At 72.1% G+C, this 14,919-nt stretch carries 16 protein-coding genes; all 16 read right to left on the reverse strand.

Annotated elements, in window-relative coordinates:
• Nucleotides 1–14 precede the first annotated feature (14 nt).
• On the reverse strand, nucleotides 15–809 hold the full coding sequence (locus AC57BS_RS03535; protein WP_496410090.1) for a F0F1 ATP synthase subunit delta: 795 nt from the start codon (nucleotides 807–809) through the stop codon (nucleotides 15–17).
• Nucleotides 809–1,369, reverse strand: coding sequence for a F0F1 ATP synthase subunit B (locus AC57BS_RS03540; RefSeq protein WP_496410091.1), 561 nt, complete (start codon nucleotides 1,367–1,369; stop codon nucleotides 809–811). Before AC57BS_RS03540 ends, AC57BS_RS03535 begins: the two co-directional genes overlap by 1 nt.
• 41 nt (nucleotides 1,370–1,410) lie before the next feature.
• A complete protein-coding gene (gene atpE / locus AC57BS_RS03545; RefSeq protein WP_030482691.1) occupies nucleotides 1,411–1,620 on the reverse strand; it encodes an ATP synthase F0 subunit C in 210 nt (69 codons plus the stop codon).
• A 70-nt stretch (nucleotides 1,621–1,690) separates the two neighbouring features.
• Complete coding sequence (gene atpB, locus AC57BS_RS03550; protein ID WP_496410092.1) at nucleotides 1,691–2,479, reverse strand: F0F1 ATP synthase subunit A; 789 nt, start codon at nucleotides 2,477–2,479, stop codon at nucleotides 1,691–1,693.
• The gene (locus AC57BS_RS03555; protein ID WP_496410093.1) at nucleotides 2,476–2,757 is read right to left on the reverse strand and encodes a hypothetical protein; all 282 of its coding nucleotides are present in this window, start codon (nucleotides 2,755–2,757) and stop codon (nucleotides 2,476–2,478) included. Before AC57BS_RS03555 ends, atpB begins: the two co-directional genes overlap by 4 nt.
• A gap of 29 nt (nucleotides 2,758–2,786) precedes the next feature.
• Nucleotides 2,787–3,245, reverse strand: coding sequence for a hypothetical protein (locus tag AC57BS_RS03560; protein ID WP_496410094.1), 459 nt, complete (start codon nucleotides 3,243–3,245; stop codon nucleotides 2,787–2,789).
• Nucleotides 3,246–3,356: 111 nt separating this feature from the next.
• On the reverse strand, nucleotides 3,357–4,595 hold the full coding sequence (locus AC57BS_RS03565) for an MraY family glycosyltransferase (protein ID WP_496410095.1): 1,239 nt from the start codon (nucleotides 4,593–4,595) through the stop codon (nucleotides 3,357–3,359).
• A 6-nt stretch (nucleotides 4,596–4,601) separates the two neighbouring features.
• The gene (locus AC57BS_RS03570) at nucleotides 4,602–5,267 is read right to left on the reverse strand and encodes an L-threonylcarbamoyladenylate synthase (protein ID WP_496410096.1); all 666 of its coding nucleotides are present in this window, start codon (nucleotides 5,265–5,267) and stop codon (nucleotides 4,602–4,604) included.
• The gene (gene prmC, locus AC57BS_RS03575) at nucleotides 5,264–6,169 is read right to left on the reverse strand and encodes a peptide chain release factor N(5)-glutamine methyltransferase (protein WP_496410097.1); all 906 of its coding nucleotides are present in this window, start codon (nucleotides 6,167–6,169) and stop codon (nucleotides 5,264–5,266) included. The genes AC57BS_RS03570 and prmC overlap by 4 nt, the downstream gene beginning before the upstream one ends.
• 1 nt (nucleotide 6,170) lies before the next feature.
• Nucleotides 6,171–7,244, reverse strand: coding sequence for a peptide chain release factor 1 (gene prfA, locus AC57BS_RS03580; RefSeq protein WP_496410098.1), 1,074 nt, complete (start codon nucleotides 7,242–7,244; stop codon nucleotides 6,171–6,173).
• A gap of 124 nt (nucleotides 7,245–7,368) precedes the next feature.
• Nucleotides 7,369–7,593: a 50S ribosomal protein L31 gene (gene rpmE, locus AC57BS_RS03585; RefSeq protein WP_129453600.1), complete on the reverse strand. Its 225-nt coding sequence runs from the start codon at nucleotides 7,591–7,593 to the stop codon at nucleotides 7,369–7,371.
• Between the two features lie 154 nt (nucleotides 7,594–7,747).
• Complete coding sequence (gene rho / locus AC57BS_RS03590; RefSeq protein WP_496410099.1) at nucleotides 7,748–9,649, reverse strand: transcription termination factor Rho; 1,902 nt, start codon at nucleotides 9,647–9,649, stop codon at nucleotides 7,748–7,750.
• 549 nt (nucleotides 9,650–10,198) lie between these two features.
• Nucleotides 10,199–11,095, reverse strand: a complete 897-nt coding sequence (gene thrB, locus AC57BS_RS03595; protein ID WP_496410100.1) for a homoserine kinase — start codon at nucleotides 11,093–11,095, stop codon at nucleotides 10,199–10,201.
• Between the two features lie 2 nt (nucleotides 11,096–11,097).
• Nucleotides 11,098–12,174, reverse strand: coding sequence for a threonine synthase (thrC, locus tag AC57BS_RS03600; RefSeq protein ID WP_496410101.1), 1,077 nt, complete (start codon nucleotides 12,172–12,174; stop codon nucleotides 11,098–11,100).
• Complete coding sequence (locus AC57BS_RS03605; RefSeq protein ID WP_129453604.1) at nucleotides 12,171–13,475, reverse strand: homoserine dehydrogenase; 1,305 nt, start codon at nucleotides 13,473–13,475, stop codon at nucleotides 12,171–12,173. The genes thrC and AC57BS_RS03605 overlap by 4 nt, the downstream gene beginning before the upstream one ends.
• Nucleotides 13,475–14,914 (reverse strand): diaminopimelate decarboxylase, encoded by a 1,440-nt coding sequence (gene lysA, locus AC57BS_RS03610; RefSeq protein ID WP_496410102.1) that lies wholly within the window; start codon nucleotides 14,912–14,914, stop codon nucleotides 13,475–13,477. The genes AC57BS_RS03605 and lysA overlap by 1 nt, the downstream gene beginning before the upstream one ends.
• Between the last annotated feature and the right edge of the window lie 5 nt (nucleotides 14,915–14,919).

The raw sequence follows: 14,919 nt of genomic DNA on the forward strand, positions 1-14,919 counted from the left end.
ATGTCGGTCACGGGTCAGCCGGCGAGCTTGCGCCCGGCCTCGTCGAGGCGGGTCGAGACGGTTCCGTCGATGACGTCGTCGCCGATCTCGACGCGGATGCCACCGATGACGTCGCGGTCCACGATGACGTTGAGGTGCACCTCGCGACCATAGGTGCGTGCGAGGGCCGCGGCCAGCCGGTCACGCTCGACCTGGGCGAGCGGCTGCGCGACGCGGACCGTCGCCACACCCTGCCCACGGACCTCGGCGGCCACCTTCTGGTAGCTGGCGAGGGCCACCGTGACCGTGCGGTGGCTGCCCGAGAGCGACTGCTGCACGAGGGCGATGGTCGCGGGAAGGACCTTGTCGCCCAGCAGGCCGCTGATCAGGGCGGACTTGTCGTCGCGGCTGCGAGCAGGGTCGGAGAGCGCGTCGCGCAGCTCCGGGTTGGCCTGCACGAGCCGACCCACGGCGAAGATCTCGTCCTCGAGGCGGGCCACGTCGCTGCCGGACGAACGAACCGCTGCCACGACGCCCAGCTCCTCCAGGGCATCGGGCAGGTCGCGCCCGGCGCTCCAGCGCTGGGAGACAGCCGCGCTCACCACGTCGAGGGCCTCGGTCGAGACCTTCCCGGTGAGCACGCTGCGGAGCAGCTCCGCCTTGGCCGCGCCGGGGACCGACGCGTCCGTGGCGACGCGCCGCAGTCCCGGCTCGGAGCGGACCAGGTCCGAGACTCCGAACAGGTCCTGAGCCACCCGGCCGAGGTCGCCGGAACCCGGAAGGGCCTCGGCAGCTGCGGCGTAGGCGTCGGCAGACGCTCCTCGCATCATCAGTTGACGCTCCCCGAGGTCGTGTCGTTGTGCGCCTCGAGCTCGGTGAGGAAGCGGTCGACCACGCGGCTCTGGCGAGCCTCGTCGTCGAGGCTCTCGCCCACGATGCGGCCGGCCAGGCCGGTCGCCAGGGCGCCCACCTCGGCACGCAGCGAGGTGACCGCCTGCTGGCGCTCCGCCTCGATCTGCGTCTTGCCGTGCTCGACGATGCGGGTGGACTCGGCCTGGGCCTGCTCCCGCATCTCGGCGATGATCGCAGCACCCTGCTCGCGAGCCTCCTCACGGATGCGCGCGGCCTCGTGCCGGGCGTCGGCGAGCTGCTTCTCGAGCTCGGCGAGCTTGGCGTCGGCCTCGGCCTGCTTGGACTCGGCCGCGCTGAGGCCTCCCTCGATCGCCTGAGTGCGCTCCGCGAAGGTCTTCTCGAAGTTCGGTACGACGAACTTGCGCATGAGGACGAAGAGGATCGCGAAGACGATCAGGGCGAGGATGACCTCTGACCAGACCGGCAGCACCGGACTGTGGGTCTCGCCCTCCGCCGCCGCCAGGACGATGTGGTCCATGAGTCGAACTCCTACGGTCTAGAGCTGGGGTGCGACGGTCGTCAGAGAGGCAGGACGAACGCGAGCGCGACGGTGATGATGAAGAGCGCCTCGGCAAGAACGAAGCCAAGAATGGCGATCGACTGCAGACGGCTCTGAGCCTCGGGCTGGCGCGCGACACCGGAGATGAACGCGGCGAAGATCAGGCCGATACCGACACCGGGACCGATGGCGGACAGGCCGAGACCGACCAGGTTGATGGAGCCTTCCACGGCTTTTCCTTTCGTCGGCGACGCGTCTCTCGCGCCGCTGTTTGGCGAAACTTGTGGGGTTTGTTGCGGATCAGTGCTCGTCGGCGAGGGCTTCGCCGATGTACATCGAGCTCAGGAGCGTGAAGACGTAGGCCTGCAGGAACATCACCAGCATCTCCAGGAAGCTCACGCCGATGCCGAGCCCGAAGGACAGCACGCCGACGGCGCCGTAGAGGACGTTGCCGCTGGCCAGCAGGGCCGCGCCACCGGTGGCGAACAGGATGAGCAGCAGGTGGCCGGCGAACATGTTGCCGAACAGACGCAGGGTGAGCGTGACGGGCCGGATGATGATGTTGGAGAAGAACTCCAGCGGCACCAGCAGCAGCAGGATCGGGCCCTTGACGCCGCCGGGCATCGTGGCGTGCTTGAGGTAGCCGAGCGGGCCGTGCTTCCAGATGCCGGCGCCGACGTAGATGCCCCAGCTCAGCATCGCGAGCGGGACGATGAAGCCGATCCGCGAGAAGCTGGGGAACTGCAGGAACGGGATCACGCCGTAGTAGTTGTTCACCAGGATGAAGGTGAAGAGCGTGAAGAGGTAGGGCACGAACTTCATGTAGTGCTCGCTGCCGATGTTGTCTCGCGCCATGTTGTTGCGCACGAAGCCGTAGACCATCTCGCCGGCGTACTGCAGGCGGTTCGGCACCAGCGAAGCGCTGCGCGAGGCGGCGTAGAAGAAGCCGAACACGATCACGGCGGAAAGCACCAGGAGCACCATCGGCTTGGTGACGTCACCGAAGATCGGCGGCAGCTCGAAGCTTCCGGGGCCGGGGGCCGTGAAGCCCGAACCGCCCTCTGCCGCCACAGGCTGGGTGATGCTCACTCCGACTCCTCGTCGCTCGTCGTGTTGCTCGTCGTGTCGCTCGTCTTGCTGCTGTCGTGTCCCTGCGCGGCATCGGTCTGCCGGCGGAGAGCCACGACCATCATGTAGGTGCCCAGACCACCGCCCAGCAGGACCCCCGCCGCCACCAGGAAGCGGGTGCCGAGCCACTGGTCCAGCAGCCACCCGACGAAGCCGTAGAACAGCACACCGGCCACCAGGTAGCTCGGGGCACTGCTGCTGCGCGGGGGTTCGGAGGAAGTGGCGCTGGACTCGGCCATGGCGCTGCGGACTTTAGCAGTCGCGGTGGTCATGACTCACCCCCGGTCGGGAGGTCGAAGTAGGGGGCGCGCTCCCGGGCGGTGAGCACCAGGTGGGCGGTGGTCCACACGAGCGTGGCGACCACCATCGAGGCGGCCAGCCAACCGCGCGCCAGGTCACCGGAGAAGGCCCCTCCGCGCGTGATCGCGAGGAACACCAGGAGCACGATCGCCAGCTGCGTGGCGTAGGTGACCAGGGCGACGAGCAGCGAGGCCGACGGCATCGCGCTCGCGACCACGTGGAGCGAGAACGTCCCGAACGACACGACCAGGGCGACCAGCCCGGCGCCGACCGCCGCGGCGGCCGCGGGCTCGGCGCCGTGCACGATCGCGGCCGTCCCCGCGAGGAGCGCGCCCGCGAGCAGCGTGAGTGCCGCCGCCCGGCTGACGACCCGTACGCCCGGCGCGAGGCTGCTGCGACGGGGGGTCGCACTGCTCTCGGTCGTCATGGCGGCGGCCGTTCCTGTCGGGGTCTGCGGGGCCTGTCCGGGCCCCTGAGAGGGCCTCCGGAACTGCTCGTGAAAACTATCACAAAGTCCCGGAGAGCCTGCAAACCGGGGTCAGGGGACGCTCTCCCCCGGTTGTCGGGACGGCTCCACGACACCCTGTGCGGGGGCGTCGGCCACGTCCTCGTCGTCGACGCGACCCTCGACGGCGTCGTTCTCCGGCAGCCCGGTGTCGCCGAGGCCCGTCTTGCGCGGTCGGTGCACCTGCGGCAGCACGAACGTCATGGCGACCGTGAGGGCCAGCATCGTGCCGAGGCTCCACCAGACCCACCAGCGGTCGACCAGGCTCACGATCACCGCTCCCGCGGCGATGGTGGCCGCCCACATCCACATGATCAGCACCGCACGGCGCTGCGAGTGGCCGATCTCGAGCAGGCGGTGGTGCAGGTGCTGCTTGTCCGCGCTCATCGGCGAGCGACCCGCACGCGTGCGGCGTACGACGGCGAGCACCAGGTCGACCATCGGCACCATCAGCAGCGAGATCGGCAGCAGCACCGGCAGCACCGTCACGAACAGGCTGTTGCCCGTGGTGACCGGCATGCCGACGAACTGTCCGGTCAGCGTCAGCGCGCTCGCCGAGAGCACCAGCCCGATCAGCATCGACCCGGAGTCGCCCATGAACAGGCGGGCGGGGTGGAAGTTGTGTGGCAGGAACCCGGCACAGGCCCCCGCCAGGGCCGCGCTGAGCAGCGCACCCGTGGTGGCGAGGGTGAGGTTGTTCTGGGCGGAGACGAAGTAGCAGTAGAGGAAGAACGCCGCGGCGCCGATCCCGACCACGCCGGCCGCCAGCCCGTCGAGGCCGTCGACGAAGTTGACGGCGTTCATGGTCCCGATGACCACCACCAGGGTGAGCACCGCCCCTTGGACGTCGTCGAGCGAGAACTGGGTGCCGTCCGCGCCCGGGAAGTAGTAGAACCGGACCCCCAGCGCGACCAGGAGGCCGGCGGCCAGCACCTGTCCCCCCAGCTTGGTCAGGGCGTCGAGCTCGAAGATGTCGTCGATCACCCCGACGGCACACACCAGCGCGCCGGCCATGAGCACCACGCCGGCGTCCTTGAAGACGAAGCCCTCGCTGCGCAGGCCGAGGAAGGGCAGTTCCCGCGCCACGACGTACGCCGCGCACAGGCCGCCGAGCATCGCCAGCCCCCCGAGGTAGGGGATCGGCGCGGCGTGCACGTCGCGGTCGCGCACCTGGGCAACCGCGCCGGTGCGCAGCGCGATCTCGCGGGCGACGACCGTGAGCAGGTAGGTGACCGTCAGGGCCACGAGGAAGACGAGGAGGTACTCCCGCATCGCCGCCTAGCCCTGGTCGTGGAGCACGACCCCGTGCTCGGCGATGGCGGCGTTGAGGGTCTCGAGGGAGAGCGCGCCGACCCGCAGCACGCGGCCCTCGGGGACGGTGACGTCGACGATCGTGGAGGCCTCGCCCCCGGGGGACGTGCCACCGTCCACGATCACCGCGACGGCGTCGCCGAGCATCTCCTCGGCCTGGTCGGCGTCGGTCGCCGCGGGGCGCCCGGTGAGGTTGGCCGAGCTGACGGCCAGCGGACCGGTGCGCTCCAGCACGGCGAGGGCCACCTCGTCGTCGGGCATCCGCACCGCGACGGTGCCGCGGGTCTCCCCCAGGTCCCACATGAGCGAAGCCTGCTGGCGGCACACCAGGGTGAGCGGGCCGGGCCAGAACTGATCGACGAGCGTCCGGGCCCACGTGGGGACGCCCTCGGCGAGCGCGTCGAGCGTGGTCGCCGCCGACACGAGCACCGGCGGCGGCATCTCGCGGCCGCGGCCCTTGGCGTCGAGCAGCAGGCGCACCGCGTCGTGTGAGAAGGCGTCGGCCGCGACGCCGTAGACGGTGTCGGTGGGGATGACCACCAGCTCACCGCGTCGTACGGCACCGGCGGCGGCGGTCACCGCCGCCTCCCGCTCCTCCTCGGTCAAGGTCGCAAGCCTGTCCACGTCGCTCATCGTGCCAGCCTCGCGGTCACGTAGCGCGCCCGACCCGCGAGGTCGCGGTGGTCGGCCACGTCCAGCCACCGGCCGCTGGCGGCGAAGACGGCCGGGGCCGATGCGCCCTGCACGTCGGCGTGCTCGGCACCGACCACTCCCCCGGGCCGGAGCAGCTGCGCCGCGCGGCGCTCGAGGACCCGCATCGCGTCGAGGCCGTCCTGGCCCGAGAAGAGGGCCAGGTGCGGGTCGTGGTCGCGGGCCTCGGCGGCCACGGACTCCCACGCCTCGAGGGGGATGTAGGGCGGGTTGCACACCACCACGTCGACCGTGCCGAGCAGGTCGTCGAATGCGGTGGCCATGTCGCCCTGGCGCAGGTCGACACCGGTGCCGGACAGGTTGCGCTCGGCCCAGGCGTACGCCTGCTCGTCGAGCTCGACGGCGTGGACGTCGGCGTGGGGGACCTCGTCCTTGACGGCAGCCGCGACCGCGCCCGAGCCGGTGCAGAGATCGACCACGACCGGTGGCCGCTCTCCCCGGTTGTCGAGTAGGCGCGAGGAACGAGCGCCGTATCGAGACACCTCGCCGGCTGCTCGACCAGCGAGGAGGTGCTCGATCGCCCAGCCGGCGAGGAGCTCGGTCTCGGGCCGGGGCACGAAGACACCGGGACCGACGGCCAGCTCGACGTGGCGGAAGGCAGCGGTGCCGGTCAGGTGCTGGAGCGGCTCACGGTCCGCGCGCCGCGCGACCAGCCGGTCGTAGGCCTCCTGCTCCCCCGTCGCCAGCGTGTCCACCAGCGGCAGCCGCCCCAAGGGGATGCCGAGGACGTGCGCGAGGAGCAGGTCGGCGTCGCGCTCCGGCGAGGCCACGCCGGCCCCGCGGAGCCGCTGGGCCGCCGCGCGCCGGGCTGCGCTGGCGCGCAACTCAGGACTCCAGCGCCGCGAGCCGGGCCGCCATGTCGGTCTCCACGCAGGAGTCCAGCACCGGCTGGAGGTCGCCGTCGAGGACCTGGTCGAGGTTGTAGGACTTGTAGCCGGTGCGGTGGTCGGAGATCCGGTTCTCCGGGAAGTTGTAGGTGCGGATCCGCTCGGAGCGGTCGACGGTGCGCACCTGCGAGCGCCGCGCGTCGCTCGCCTCCGCGTCCGCAGCGTCCTGGGCGGCCTGGAGCAGCCGCGAACGCAGGATCCGCATCGCGGACTCCTTGTTCTGCAGCTGGCTCTTCTCGTTCTGGCAGCTCGCCACGATGCCGGTGGGCACGTGGGTGATGCGGACGGCCGAGTCGGTGGTGTTGACGCTCTGTCCGCCCGGCCCGCTGGAGCGGTAGACGTCGATGCGCAGGTCGTTGTCGTCGATGGTCACGTCGACCGGCTCCGCCTCGGGCGAGACGAGCACGCCGGCGGCGGAGGTGTGGACGCGGCCCTGGGACTCGGTGACCGGGACGCGCTGGACGCGGTGCACGCCGCCCTCGAACTTGAGCAGGGCGTACGGCGCCTGGCCGGGCTCGACCGTGCCGCGCGCCTTGACCGCGGCCGTGACGGACTTGTAGCCGCCGAGGTCGGACTCGGTGGCGTCGAGCACCTCCACGCTCCAGCCGCGGGTCTCGGCGTAGCGGGAGTACATCCGGAGCAGGTCGCCGGCGAACAGGGCCGACTCCTCGCCGCCCTCGCCGGACTTGATCTCCAGCAGGGCGTCCTTGCCGTCGGCGGCGTCGCGGGGCACCAGCAGCCGGCGCAGCCGCTCCCCCACGGCCTCGCGCCGGGCCGCGAGCTCCTCGGCCTCCCGGGCGAACGCCGGGTCCTCGGGGGCGAGCTCGCGCGCCGCCTCGGCGTCGTCACCGAGCTGGAGCCACTCCTGCCAGGTCGACACGACGGCGCTCAGCTCGGCGTACCTCTGGTTGAGCTGCTTGGCCAGGCGCTGGTCGGCATGGGTCTCGGGCAGTGCCAGGCGCTGCTCGAGCTCGGCGTGCTCCTCGCGCATGCCCTCGACGGCCTCGAACATCGTGCTCCTGCTCCCTCATGGACCGGCTCGTGCCGGCTTCCCCGTACGGACCCGGACCCCAGCCCGGACAGACGACAAGGCGCCGGCCACCCGCGGTGAGCGGGCGACCGGCGCCTGACGTGGACTACTTGCTCTCGGCAGCAGCCTTCTTGCCGTAGCGGGACTCGAAGCGGGCGACGCGGCCGCCGGTGTCGAGGATCTTCTGCTTGCCGGTGTAGAACGGGTGGCACTGCGAGCAGACATCGGCGTGGATCGAGCCGGAGGTCGCGGTGCTGCGGGTGGTGAACGACGCGCCGCAGGTGCAGGTCACCTGGGTCTCGACGTACTCGGGGTGGGTGTCCTTCTTCATGGTGTCCTCTCGAATTGCTCCGGGTCGCCCGCGTGGATCGCGTAGTGACGTGAACCGGAACCGACGCACAAGTGTGCCACCGGTGTGAACAACGGCGCCAATCCGGGGATTCCCGCCGCGGACGGCGGGCTCCCGGCGATGGCTGGGCCGGCGATCAGCGACCGCCGACGACCTTCGTCACGGCCTGCTGGGAGTCCGCGGCGGCAAGCTGCTTGCGGATGTCGCCGACGACGGCTCCCTCGGCGGGAGCCAGCAGCCTCTCCTCGTGCCGGGTGCCCGAGGCGGCGACGTCGACCGCCGGGACGATGCCCTTGGCCGCGCGCTCCGCGCTGAGCGCCAGCTCCCAGTTCTCGGTGCCGGCGATCTCCTCGAGGAAGAACTCGTCGGTCGCCGAGCCGGTGCCCACCGCGACCGTGGCCAGGACCGTCAACGACCCCGCGTCCTCGATCTTGCGGGCGGCACCGAAGAACTCCTTGGTCGGGTGCACCGCGGACGCGTCCACGATGCCCGCCAGGACGCGGCCGTTGGCCGGCGCGGCGAGGTTGTAGGCGCGGCCGAGGCGGGTCAGCGAGTCGAGCAGCACGACGACGTCGTGGCCGAGCTCGACCAGGCGCTTGGCGCGCTCGATGGCGAGCTCCGCGACCAGGGTGTGGTCGGCCGGCTGCCGGTCGAAGGTCGAGGCGACGACCTCACCCTTGACGGCGCGCTGGAAGTCGGTGACCTCCTCGGGACGCGCGTCGACGAGCACCACCATCACGTGGCACTCGGGGTTGTTCGTCGTCACCGCCTGGGCGATCGACTGCAGCAGCGACGTCGCGCCCGTACGCGGCGGCGTGAGGATCAGCCCGCGCTGGCCCTTGCCGACCGGCGAGGCGATGTCGATGACCTTGCCGGTCAGGTTCGCGTCGTCGGTGGCCAGGCGGAGCCGCTGGTGCGGGTGGACCGGCACCGCGTCGGAGAACTCGGGGCGCTCCTTGGCGCCCTCGGCCTCCGTGCCGTTCACGCTGTCGATGCGGACCATCGGGTTGAACTTCTCGCGACGCTCGCCCTCGCGCGGCTGGCGGACCTGGCCGACCACGGCGTCGCCCCGGCGCAGGTGGTACTTCCGCACCATCGACAGCGACAGGTAGACGTCCTCCGGACCGGGCAGGTAGCCCGACGTCCGCACGAACGCGCAGTTGTCCAGGACGTCGAGGATGCCGGCGGCAGGCACCAGCACGTCGTCCTCGAGGATCGTGGTGTCGGGCTCGTTGCGAGCGCCCTGGCGCACGGGGGTCCGGTCCCGCCCGCGACGGCGACGGTTGCGACGGCTGCCGCCCTCGCCGTCCTCGTCGTCGTCGAGCTGGTTCTGGTTCTGCTGGTTCTGGTTCTGCTGGTTCTGGTTCTGCTGGGCCTGCTGCTGGTTCTGCTGGTTCTGCTGGTTCTGCTGGTTCTGCTGGTTCTGGCGACCCTGCTGCTTGTCCTGCTGCTGCTTGTCCTGCTGCTTGTCCTGCTGCTGCTTGCCGTCCGTCGCGGGCTGCTGGCCCTTCTGGCCCTTCTGGCCCTTCTGGCCCTTCTGGGACTTCTGGTCCTGGCGGTCGCCGGACTGGTCGGACTGCTGCTGGTCCTGCTTCCGGTCGTCCCGCTTCTGGTCCGGCTGCTCGCGCTCGACCTGCTGCGGGTCCTGCTTCGGCTCGACCTGCTGCTCGGCCTGCTTCTGCTCGGCCTGCTCGGCCTGCCGCTGCTTGCGGGTGCGGGTCCGCACGGTCGTCTGGGGCGCGGGTTCCTCAGCGGGCGCCTGGCCGCCCTGCGGGGCCTCGGCTGTCGCCGCCTCGCGCTCGCGGGCCGCAGCGGGTGCGGCCGCAGCGGGTGCGGCCGCAGCGGGTGCGGCCTCAGCGGGCCGCGAACCAGACTGGGTCGCCTTGATGGCGTCGACCAGCTGGGCCTTCTTCATCGAGCCTGCACCGGAGATGCCGAGGCCGACGGCCATCGACTTCAGGTCCGCCAGCAGCATCGAGCTGAGGCCGGCCGACCTGGCGGGGGCCTTCTTGGCAGGCTTCGAGGGGGTCTCGGTCACGTGGATCCTTCGCACGTCGCGTCGCCTGCGAGGCGGAGAACGGCCTGCGAGGCGGATGGTGGTCGCCCGAGCACGCAGTCCTCGCGGATGCCGGAGGACCGGGACGGGCAGGTACGCCGAACGGCGCGCGGTCAGGTTAGCAGGCAGGTCACCCTCCGGCAGCCAGCAGTGCCGGCGCCGCGTCGTCGCGCCGGGGTGGCGGCACATCGCACCCAGCACCACCCCACGTACGCAATCCGCCGCCACCCCGGGGCGCGACGTCCCTCAGCTCCGCCGCGCTGCGCGCCGACGCGGCCGCCACGGCCAAGCCGGCCCGCGCCATCCCCAGCCTCGCGCCCGGCGACCGGGTGGTCCACGACTCGTTCGGGATGGGCACGGTCGTGGCCGTCGAGGGCGTCGGTGTACGCCACGGGACCGGGGAGCGCCAGCCCGCCCTGGGCGAGCCAGGACTCCCCACTGAGCAGTGGAGCCGCCACTGAGGTCCTGCCGGCCCCAGCGGGTCCGCTCCTCCGCCGTACGCCGCCAGTCGACGCCCGCGGCCCGACCGGGTCAGGTGAGGCGCGCGCCCTCGACGTCGACGGACAGCTCGTAGGGCGTCCACCCCTGCGGACAGCGGGAGAGCAGGTCCGCGGTGTCGGCCGACCCGAACGCCAGCACCGTGGGGCCGGCACCCGACACGACGGCCGGCACGCCGTCGGCGCGCAGCGCACGTACGAGCTCCAGGGTCCCCGGCATCGCCGGCTCGCGCTGGTCCTGGTGGAGCCAGTCCCGGGTCGCGGCGAGCAGGTGCTCGGGCTGCCCCGTGATCGCGGCGACCAGCAGCGCGGCGCGGCCGGCGTTGGCGGCGGCGTCGGCGTGCGGGACGACGTCGGGCAGCAGGCCGCGGGCCACGGTGGTCTCGACGCCGTCGGGCGGGACGAACACGACCGCGGTGATCCGCGGGTCGACGCCCGCCCGCACGGCGTACCAGCGGTCCGCCTCGCGACCGGAGATCACGAATCCGCCGTAGAACGCCGGAGCGACGTTGTCGGGGTGGCCCTCGAGGTCGGCCGCGAGGTCGAACAGCGCCTCGTCGGACGCGAGCAGCTGGCCGCCCGCAACGAGGCCGCGAGCGAGCACCACGCCGGCGACGATCGCGGCCGAGGACGACCCGAGGCCGCGGGCGTGCGGGATGACGTTGCGGCACGAGAGCCGCAGGCCGGGCGGCTGCTCGCCCATGAGGTCGAAAGCCGCCCGCATCGCGCGGACGACGAGGTGGGACTCGTCGCGGGGCACGCCGTCTGCGCCGGCCCCCGCCACCTCGACCACGAGCCCGTCGGGCAGCACCTCGGCCTCGAGCTCGTCGCGCAGCGACAGGGCCAGGCCGAGGGAGTCGAAGCCCGGGCCGAGGTTGGCGGATGTGGCCGGGACGCTGACCCGGACGGGCCCGTCGACGAAGGTCGCCATGCTCAGGCGAGACCGGCGGCCGCTGCCGCGGCCGCCACGTCGGCGTCCACGACCGTGTCGACGACGTCGCCGTACGACTCCAGCGCGGTGGCGGTGTCCTTGAGCCCGTGACCAGTCACCGTGATCGCCACCGTCGCGCCGGCGTAGCTCTCCCCCGCCGCGAGCTCCGCCAGCAGGCCGGCGATCCCGGCGGCGGAGGCCGGCTCCACGAAGACACCGTCGTGCCGGGCCAGCTGGGCCTGGGCGGCGAGGATCTGCGCGTCACTCACCGCGGCGAACCGGCCGCCCGACTCGTGGGCGGCCGCCTCGGCGAGCTTCCACGAGGCGGGGTTGCCGATCCGGATGGCGGTCGCCTTGGTCTCGGGGTCGGGGAACGGCTCGCCCGTGACCAGCGGCGAGGCACCCTCGGCCTGGAAGCCGCGCATGACGGGGCGCTTGCTCGCCCGGCCGAGGTCGGCGTACTGCTCGTAGCCCATCCAGTAGGCCGAGATGTTGCCGGCGTTGCCGACCGGGAGCAGGTGGTAGTCGGGGGCGTCGCCGAGGAAGTCGCAGATCTCGAAGGCCGCGGTCTTCTGGCCCTGCAGGCGGACCGGGTTGACCGAGTTGACCAGCGCCACCGGGTAGTCCCAGGCCAGGCCCTTGGCCATCTGCAGGCAGTGGTCGAAGTTGCCACGCACCATGATGATCTGGGCGCCGTGGACCACGGCCTGGGCCATCTTGCCGGCGGCGATCTTGCCCTCCGGCACGAGCACCAGCGGCTTGAGGCCCGCCTTCGCGGCGTACGCCGCCATCGACGCCGACGTGTTGCCGGTCGAGGCACAGACGACCGCCTGCGCGCCCTCGTGCTTGGCGACCGAGATCGCGGTGGTCATGCCGCGGTCCTTGAACGACCCGGTGGGGTTGTCGCCCTCGACCTTGAGCCACACCTGGCCGCCGGTGAGGGAGGAGAGCCACTCCGAGTGGACGAGGGGCGTGCCGCCCTCACGCAGCGTGACCGCCTCGAGACCCTCGGGCAGGAGGTCGATGAGCTCGCGGTACTCCTCGATGAGGCCACGCCACTGGTGGGTGGGGCTGCTCATTCGTCGCCACCCTCCACCCGCATCACCGAGGTGACCTCACGGACGATGTCCATGCTGCGGAGCTGGTCCACCGTGGCGCTGAGCGCGGCGTCGGGTGCGGCGTGCGAGACGACGACGAGCTGGGCGTCCGCGCCGCGGCCCTCCTGGCGGACCGTCTGGATCGACACGTCGTGGTCGGCGAACGCGTTGGCGACCGCCGCGAGCACGCCCGCCCGGTCGTCGACGTCGATCGCGACGTGGTAGCGGGTGCGGGTCTCCCCCATCGGCAGCACCGCGCGGTCGGCGTAGGCCGACTCGCCCGCGCCGCGGGTGTCCGCGAGCCGGTTGCGGGCGACGGTCACGAGGTCGCCGAGCACGGCGCTCGCGGTCGGCGAGCCGCCCGCGCCGGGGCCGTAGAACATCAGCTGCCCGGCGGCCTCGGACTCGACGAAGACGGCGTTGTAGGCCTCGCGCACGCTGGCGAGCGGGTGGGACCGCGGGATCATCGCGGGGTGCACCCGGGCGGCCACCTGGTCGCCCCGCAGCTCGCAGATCGCGAGCAGCTTGACGACCGATCCCATGTCGCGGGCGCTGGCGACGTCGGCGGCGGTGACCTCGGAGATCCCCTCGCGGTAGACGTCGGAGGCGGTGACCCGCGAGTGGAAGGCCAGGCTGGCCAGGATCGCGGCCTTCGCCGCGGCGTCGAAGCCCTCGACGTCCGCGGTCGGGTCGGCCTCGGCGTAGCCGAGCTCCTGGGCCTCCTCGAGGGCCTCGGAGAAGCCCGCTCCCGAGGTGTCCATCTTGTCGAGGATGAAGTTGGTGGTGCCGTTGACGATGCCGAGCACCCGGGTGACCTTGTCGCCGGCGAGCGACTCGCGCAGCGGACGCAGGATCGGGATGGCCCCGGCCACGGCCGCCTCGTAGTAGAGGTCGCGCTCGGCCTTGGCGGCCGCCTCGAAGAGCGTCGGTCCGTCCTCGGCGAGCAGGGCCTTGTTGGCCGTGACGACGCTCGCGCCGTTCTCCAGCGCGGAGAGGATCAGCGAGCGGGCGGGCTCGATGCCGCCGATCACCTCGACGACGAGGTCGACGTCGTCGCGGGCGACGAGCCCGTGCGCGTCGGTGGTCAGCAGGCCCTCGGGGACCTCGACGTCGCGTGGCGCGTCGAGCCGGCGTACGGCCACCCCCACCAGCTCGACGGGCGCCCCCACGCGGGCTGCGAGGTCGTCGCGCTGCTCGCCCAGCAGGCGCACGACCTGGGACCCGACGGCGCCGCAGCCGAGCACGGCCACGCCCAGTGGGCGCTGCTTGTCACCCGTAGTCATCAGAGAACACCCACATCGGTCGCGAACAGGTCTGCCTCAGTCTCTCGTCGCAGCACGGTGTAAGTCTTCCCGTCCCGAACTCCGATCACCGGAGGACGCAGCGCGTGGTTGTAGTTGGAGGCCATGGATCTGCAGTAGGCCCCGGTGCCGGGCACGGCGACCAGGTCGCCGGGGCGTACGTCGCCGGGCAGGAACTCGTCCTTGACGACGATGTCACCGGCCTCGCAGTGCTTGCCGACCACGCGGGCCAGGGCGGGCGCGGAGCCGGAGGGACGGGAGGCGATCGTGGCGGAGTAGTCGGCGTCGTAGAGGGCGGTGCGGATGTTGTCGCTCATGCCGCCGTCGACCGAGACGTAGGTGCGCCGGGCGCCGCCGTCGAGGGCGACCTCCTTGACCGTGCCGACCTCGTAGACGGTGCACATCGACGGGCCGACGATCGCGCGACCCGGCTCGATCGAGAGCCTCGGCTCGGCGACCCCGAGCGCGCGGCACTCGTGCTCGACGATCCTGGTGATCTCGGTCGCGAGCTGCGCGGGGTCGGACGGGTCGTCCTGGGTGGTGTAGGCGATGCCGAACCCGCCGCCGAGGTCCATCTCGGGCATCTCGACGCCGATCTCCTCACTGACTCCTGCGTGCAGCGCCAGCACCCGGCGGGCCGCGACCTCGAAGCCGGAGGTGTCGAAGATCTGGCTCCCGATGTGGGAGTGGAGTCCGAGCAGGCGCAGCCCCGGTGCCTCGTGCACGCGGCGTACGGCGTCCAGCGCGTCGCCGCTGGCGATGGAGAAGCCGAACTTCTGGTCCTCGTGGGCGGTGGCGATGTACTCGTGGGTGTGCGCCTCGACGCCGGCGGTGACGCGCACCATGACGCCGATGCCCTCGGTGGTCGAGGTGCGAGCGCCAGCGAGCCTCGAGACCACGTCGGCCAGCCGCTCGATCTCGTGGAAGGAGTCGACGATGACGCGGCCCACGCCCAGCTCGACGGCCCGCTCGAGCTCGGCGAGGGTCTTGTTGTTGCCGTGGAAGCCCACCCGCTCCATCGGGAAGCCAGCCCGCTCGGCGACGGCCAGCTCGCCGCCGGAGCACACGTCGAGCGAGAGGCCCTCCTCCGCCAGCCACCGCACGACGGTGGTGCAGAGGAACGCCTTGCCGGCGTAGTAGACGTCGTAGGCGGCGAAGGCGTCGCGGAAGGCGCGGGCGCGGCTGCGGAAGTCGGCCTCGTCGAGGACGTACGCCGGGGAGCCGTGCTCGCGCACCAGCTCGGGCAGCGGCACTCCGCCGACGCTCAGCACGCCGTCGGCCTTGGTGGCGGTCTGCGACCAGAGCGACGGCACCAGCGCGTCGGGGTCGCTCGGCTCACGCAGCCAGTGGGGACCACCGGGCCGGTTCGCCCGGAGCGCGCCGTCGGCGTGCGCCCAGCCGGAGGGGTGGGCGGTCGGCACGACCG

It is taken from the genome of Nocardioides sp. BGA-UO-ETr-FS32 (assembly GCF_059567905.1).

Bases quoted from the DNA above. Each gene is read 5' to 3' on its own strand.
- AC57BS_RS03535 (WP_496410090.1), bottom strand. From the start codon at position 809: ATGATGCGAGGAGCGTCTGCCGACGCCTACGCCGCAGCTGCCGAGGCC.
- AC57BS_RS03540 (WP_496410091.1), bottom strand. From the start codon at position 1,369: ATGGACCACATCGTCCTGGCGGCGGCGGAGGGCGAGACCCACAGTCCG.
- AC57BS_RS03555 (WP_496410093.1), bottom strand. From the start codon at position 2,757: ATGGCCGAGTCCAGCGCCACTTCCTCCGAACCCCCGCGCAGCAGCAGT.
- AC57BS_RS03560 (WP_496410094.1), bottom strand. From the start codon at position 3,245: ATGACGACCGAGAGCAGTGCGACCCCCCGTCGCAGCAGCCTCGCGCCG.
- AC57BS_RS03565 (WP_496410095.1), bottom strand. From the start codon at position 4,595: ATGCGGGAGTACCTCCTCGTCTTCCTCGTGGCCCTGACGGTCACCTAC.
- AC57BS_RS03570 (WP_496410096.1), bottom strand. From the start codon at position 5,267: ATGAGCGACGTGGACAGGCTTGCGACCTTGACCGAGGAGGAGCGGGAG.
- prfA (WP_496410098.1), bottom strand. From the start codon at position 7,244: ATGTTCGAGGCCGTCGAGGGCATGCGCGAGGAGCACGCCGAGCTCGAG.
- rpmE (WP_129453600.1), bottom strand. From the start codon at position 7,593: ATGAAGAAGGACACCCACCCCGAGTACGTCGAGACCCAGGTGACCTGC.
- thrB (WP_496410100.1), bottom strand. From the start codon at position 11,095: ATGGCGACCTTCGTCGACGGGCCCGTCCGGGTCAGCGTCCCGGCCACA.
- thrC (WP_496410101.1), bottom strand. From the start codon at position 12,174: ATGAGCAGCCCCACCCACCAGTGGCGTGGCCTCATCGAGGAGTACCGC.
- AC57BS_RS03605 (WP_129453604.1), bottom strand. From the start codon at position 13,475: ATGACTACGGGTGACAAGCAGCGCCCACTGGGCGTGGCCGTGCTCGGC.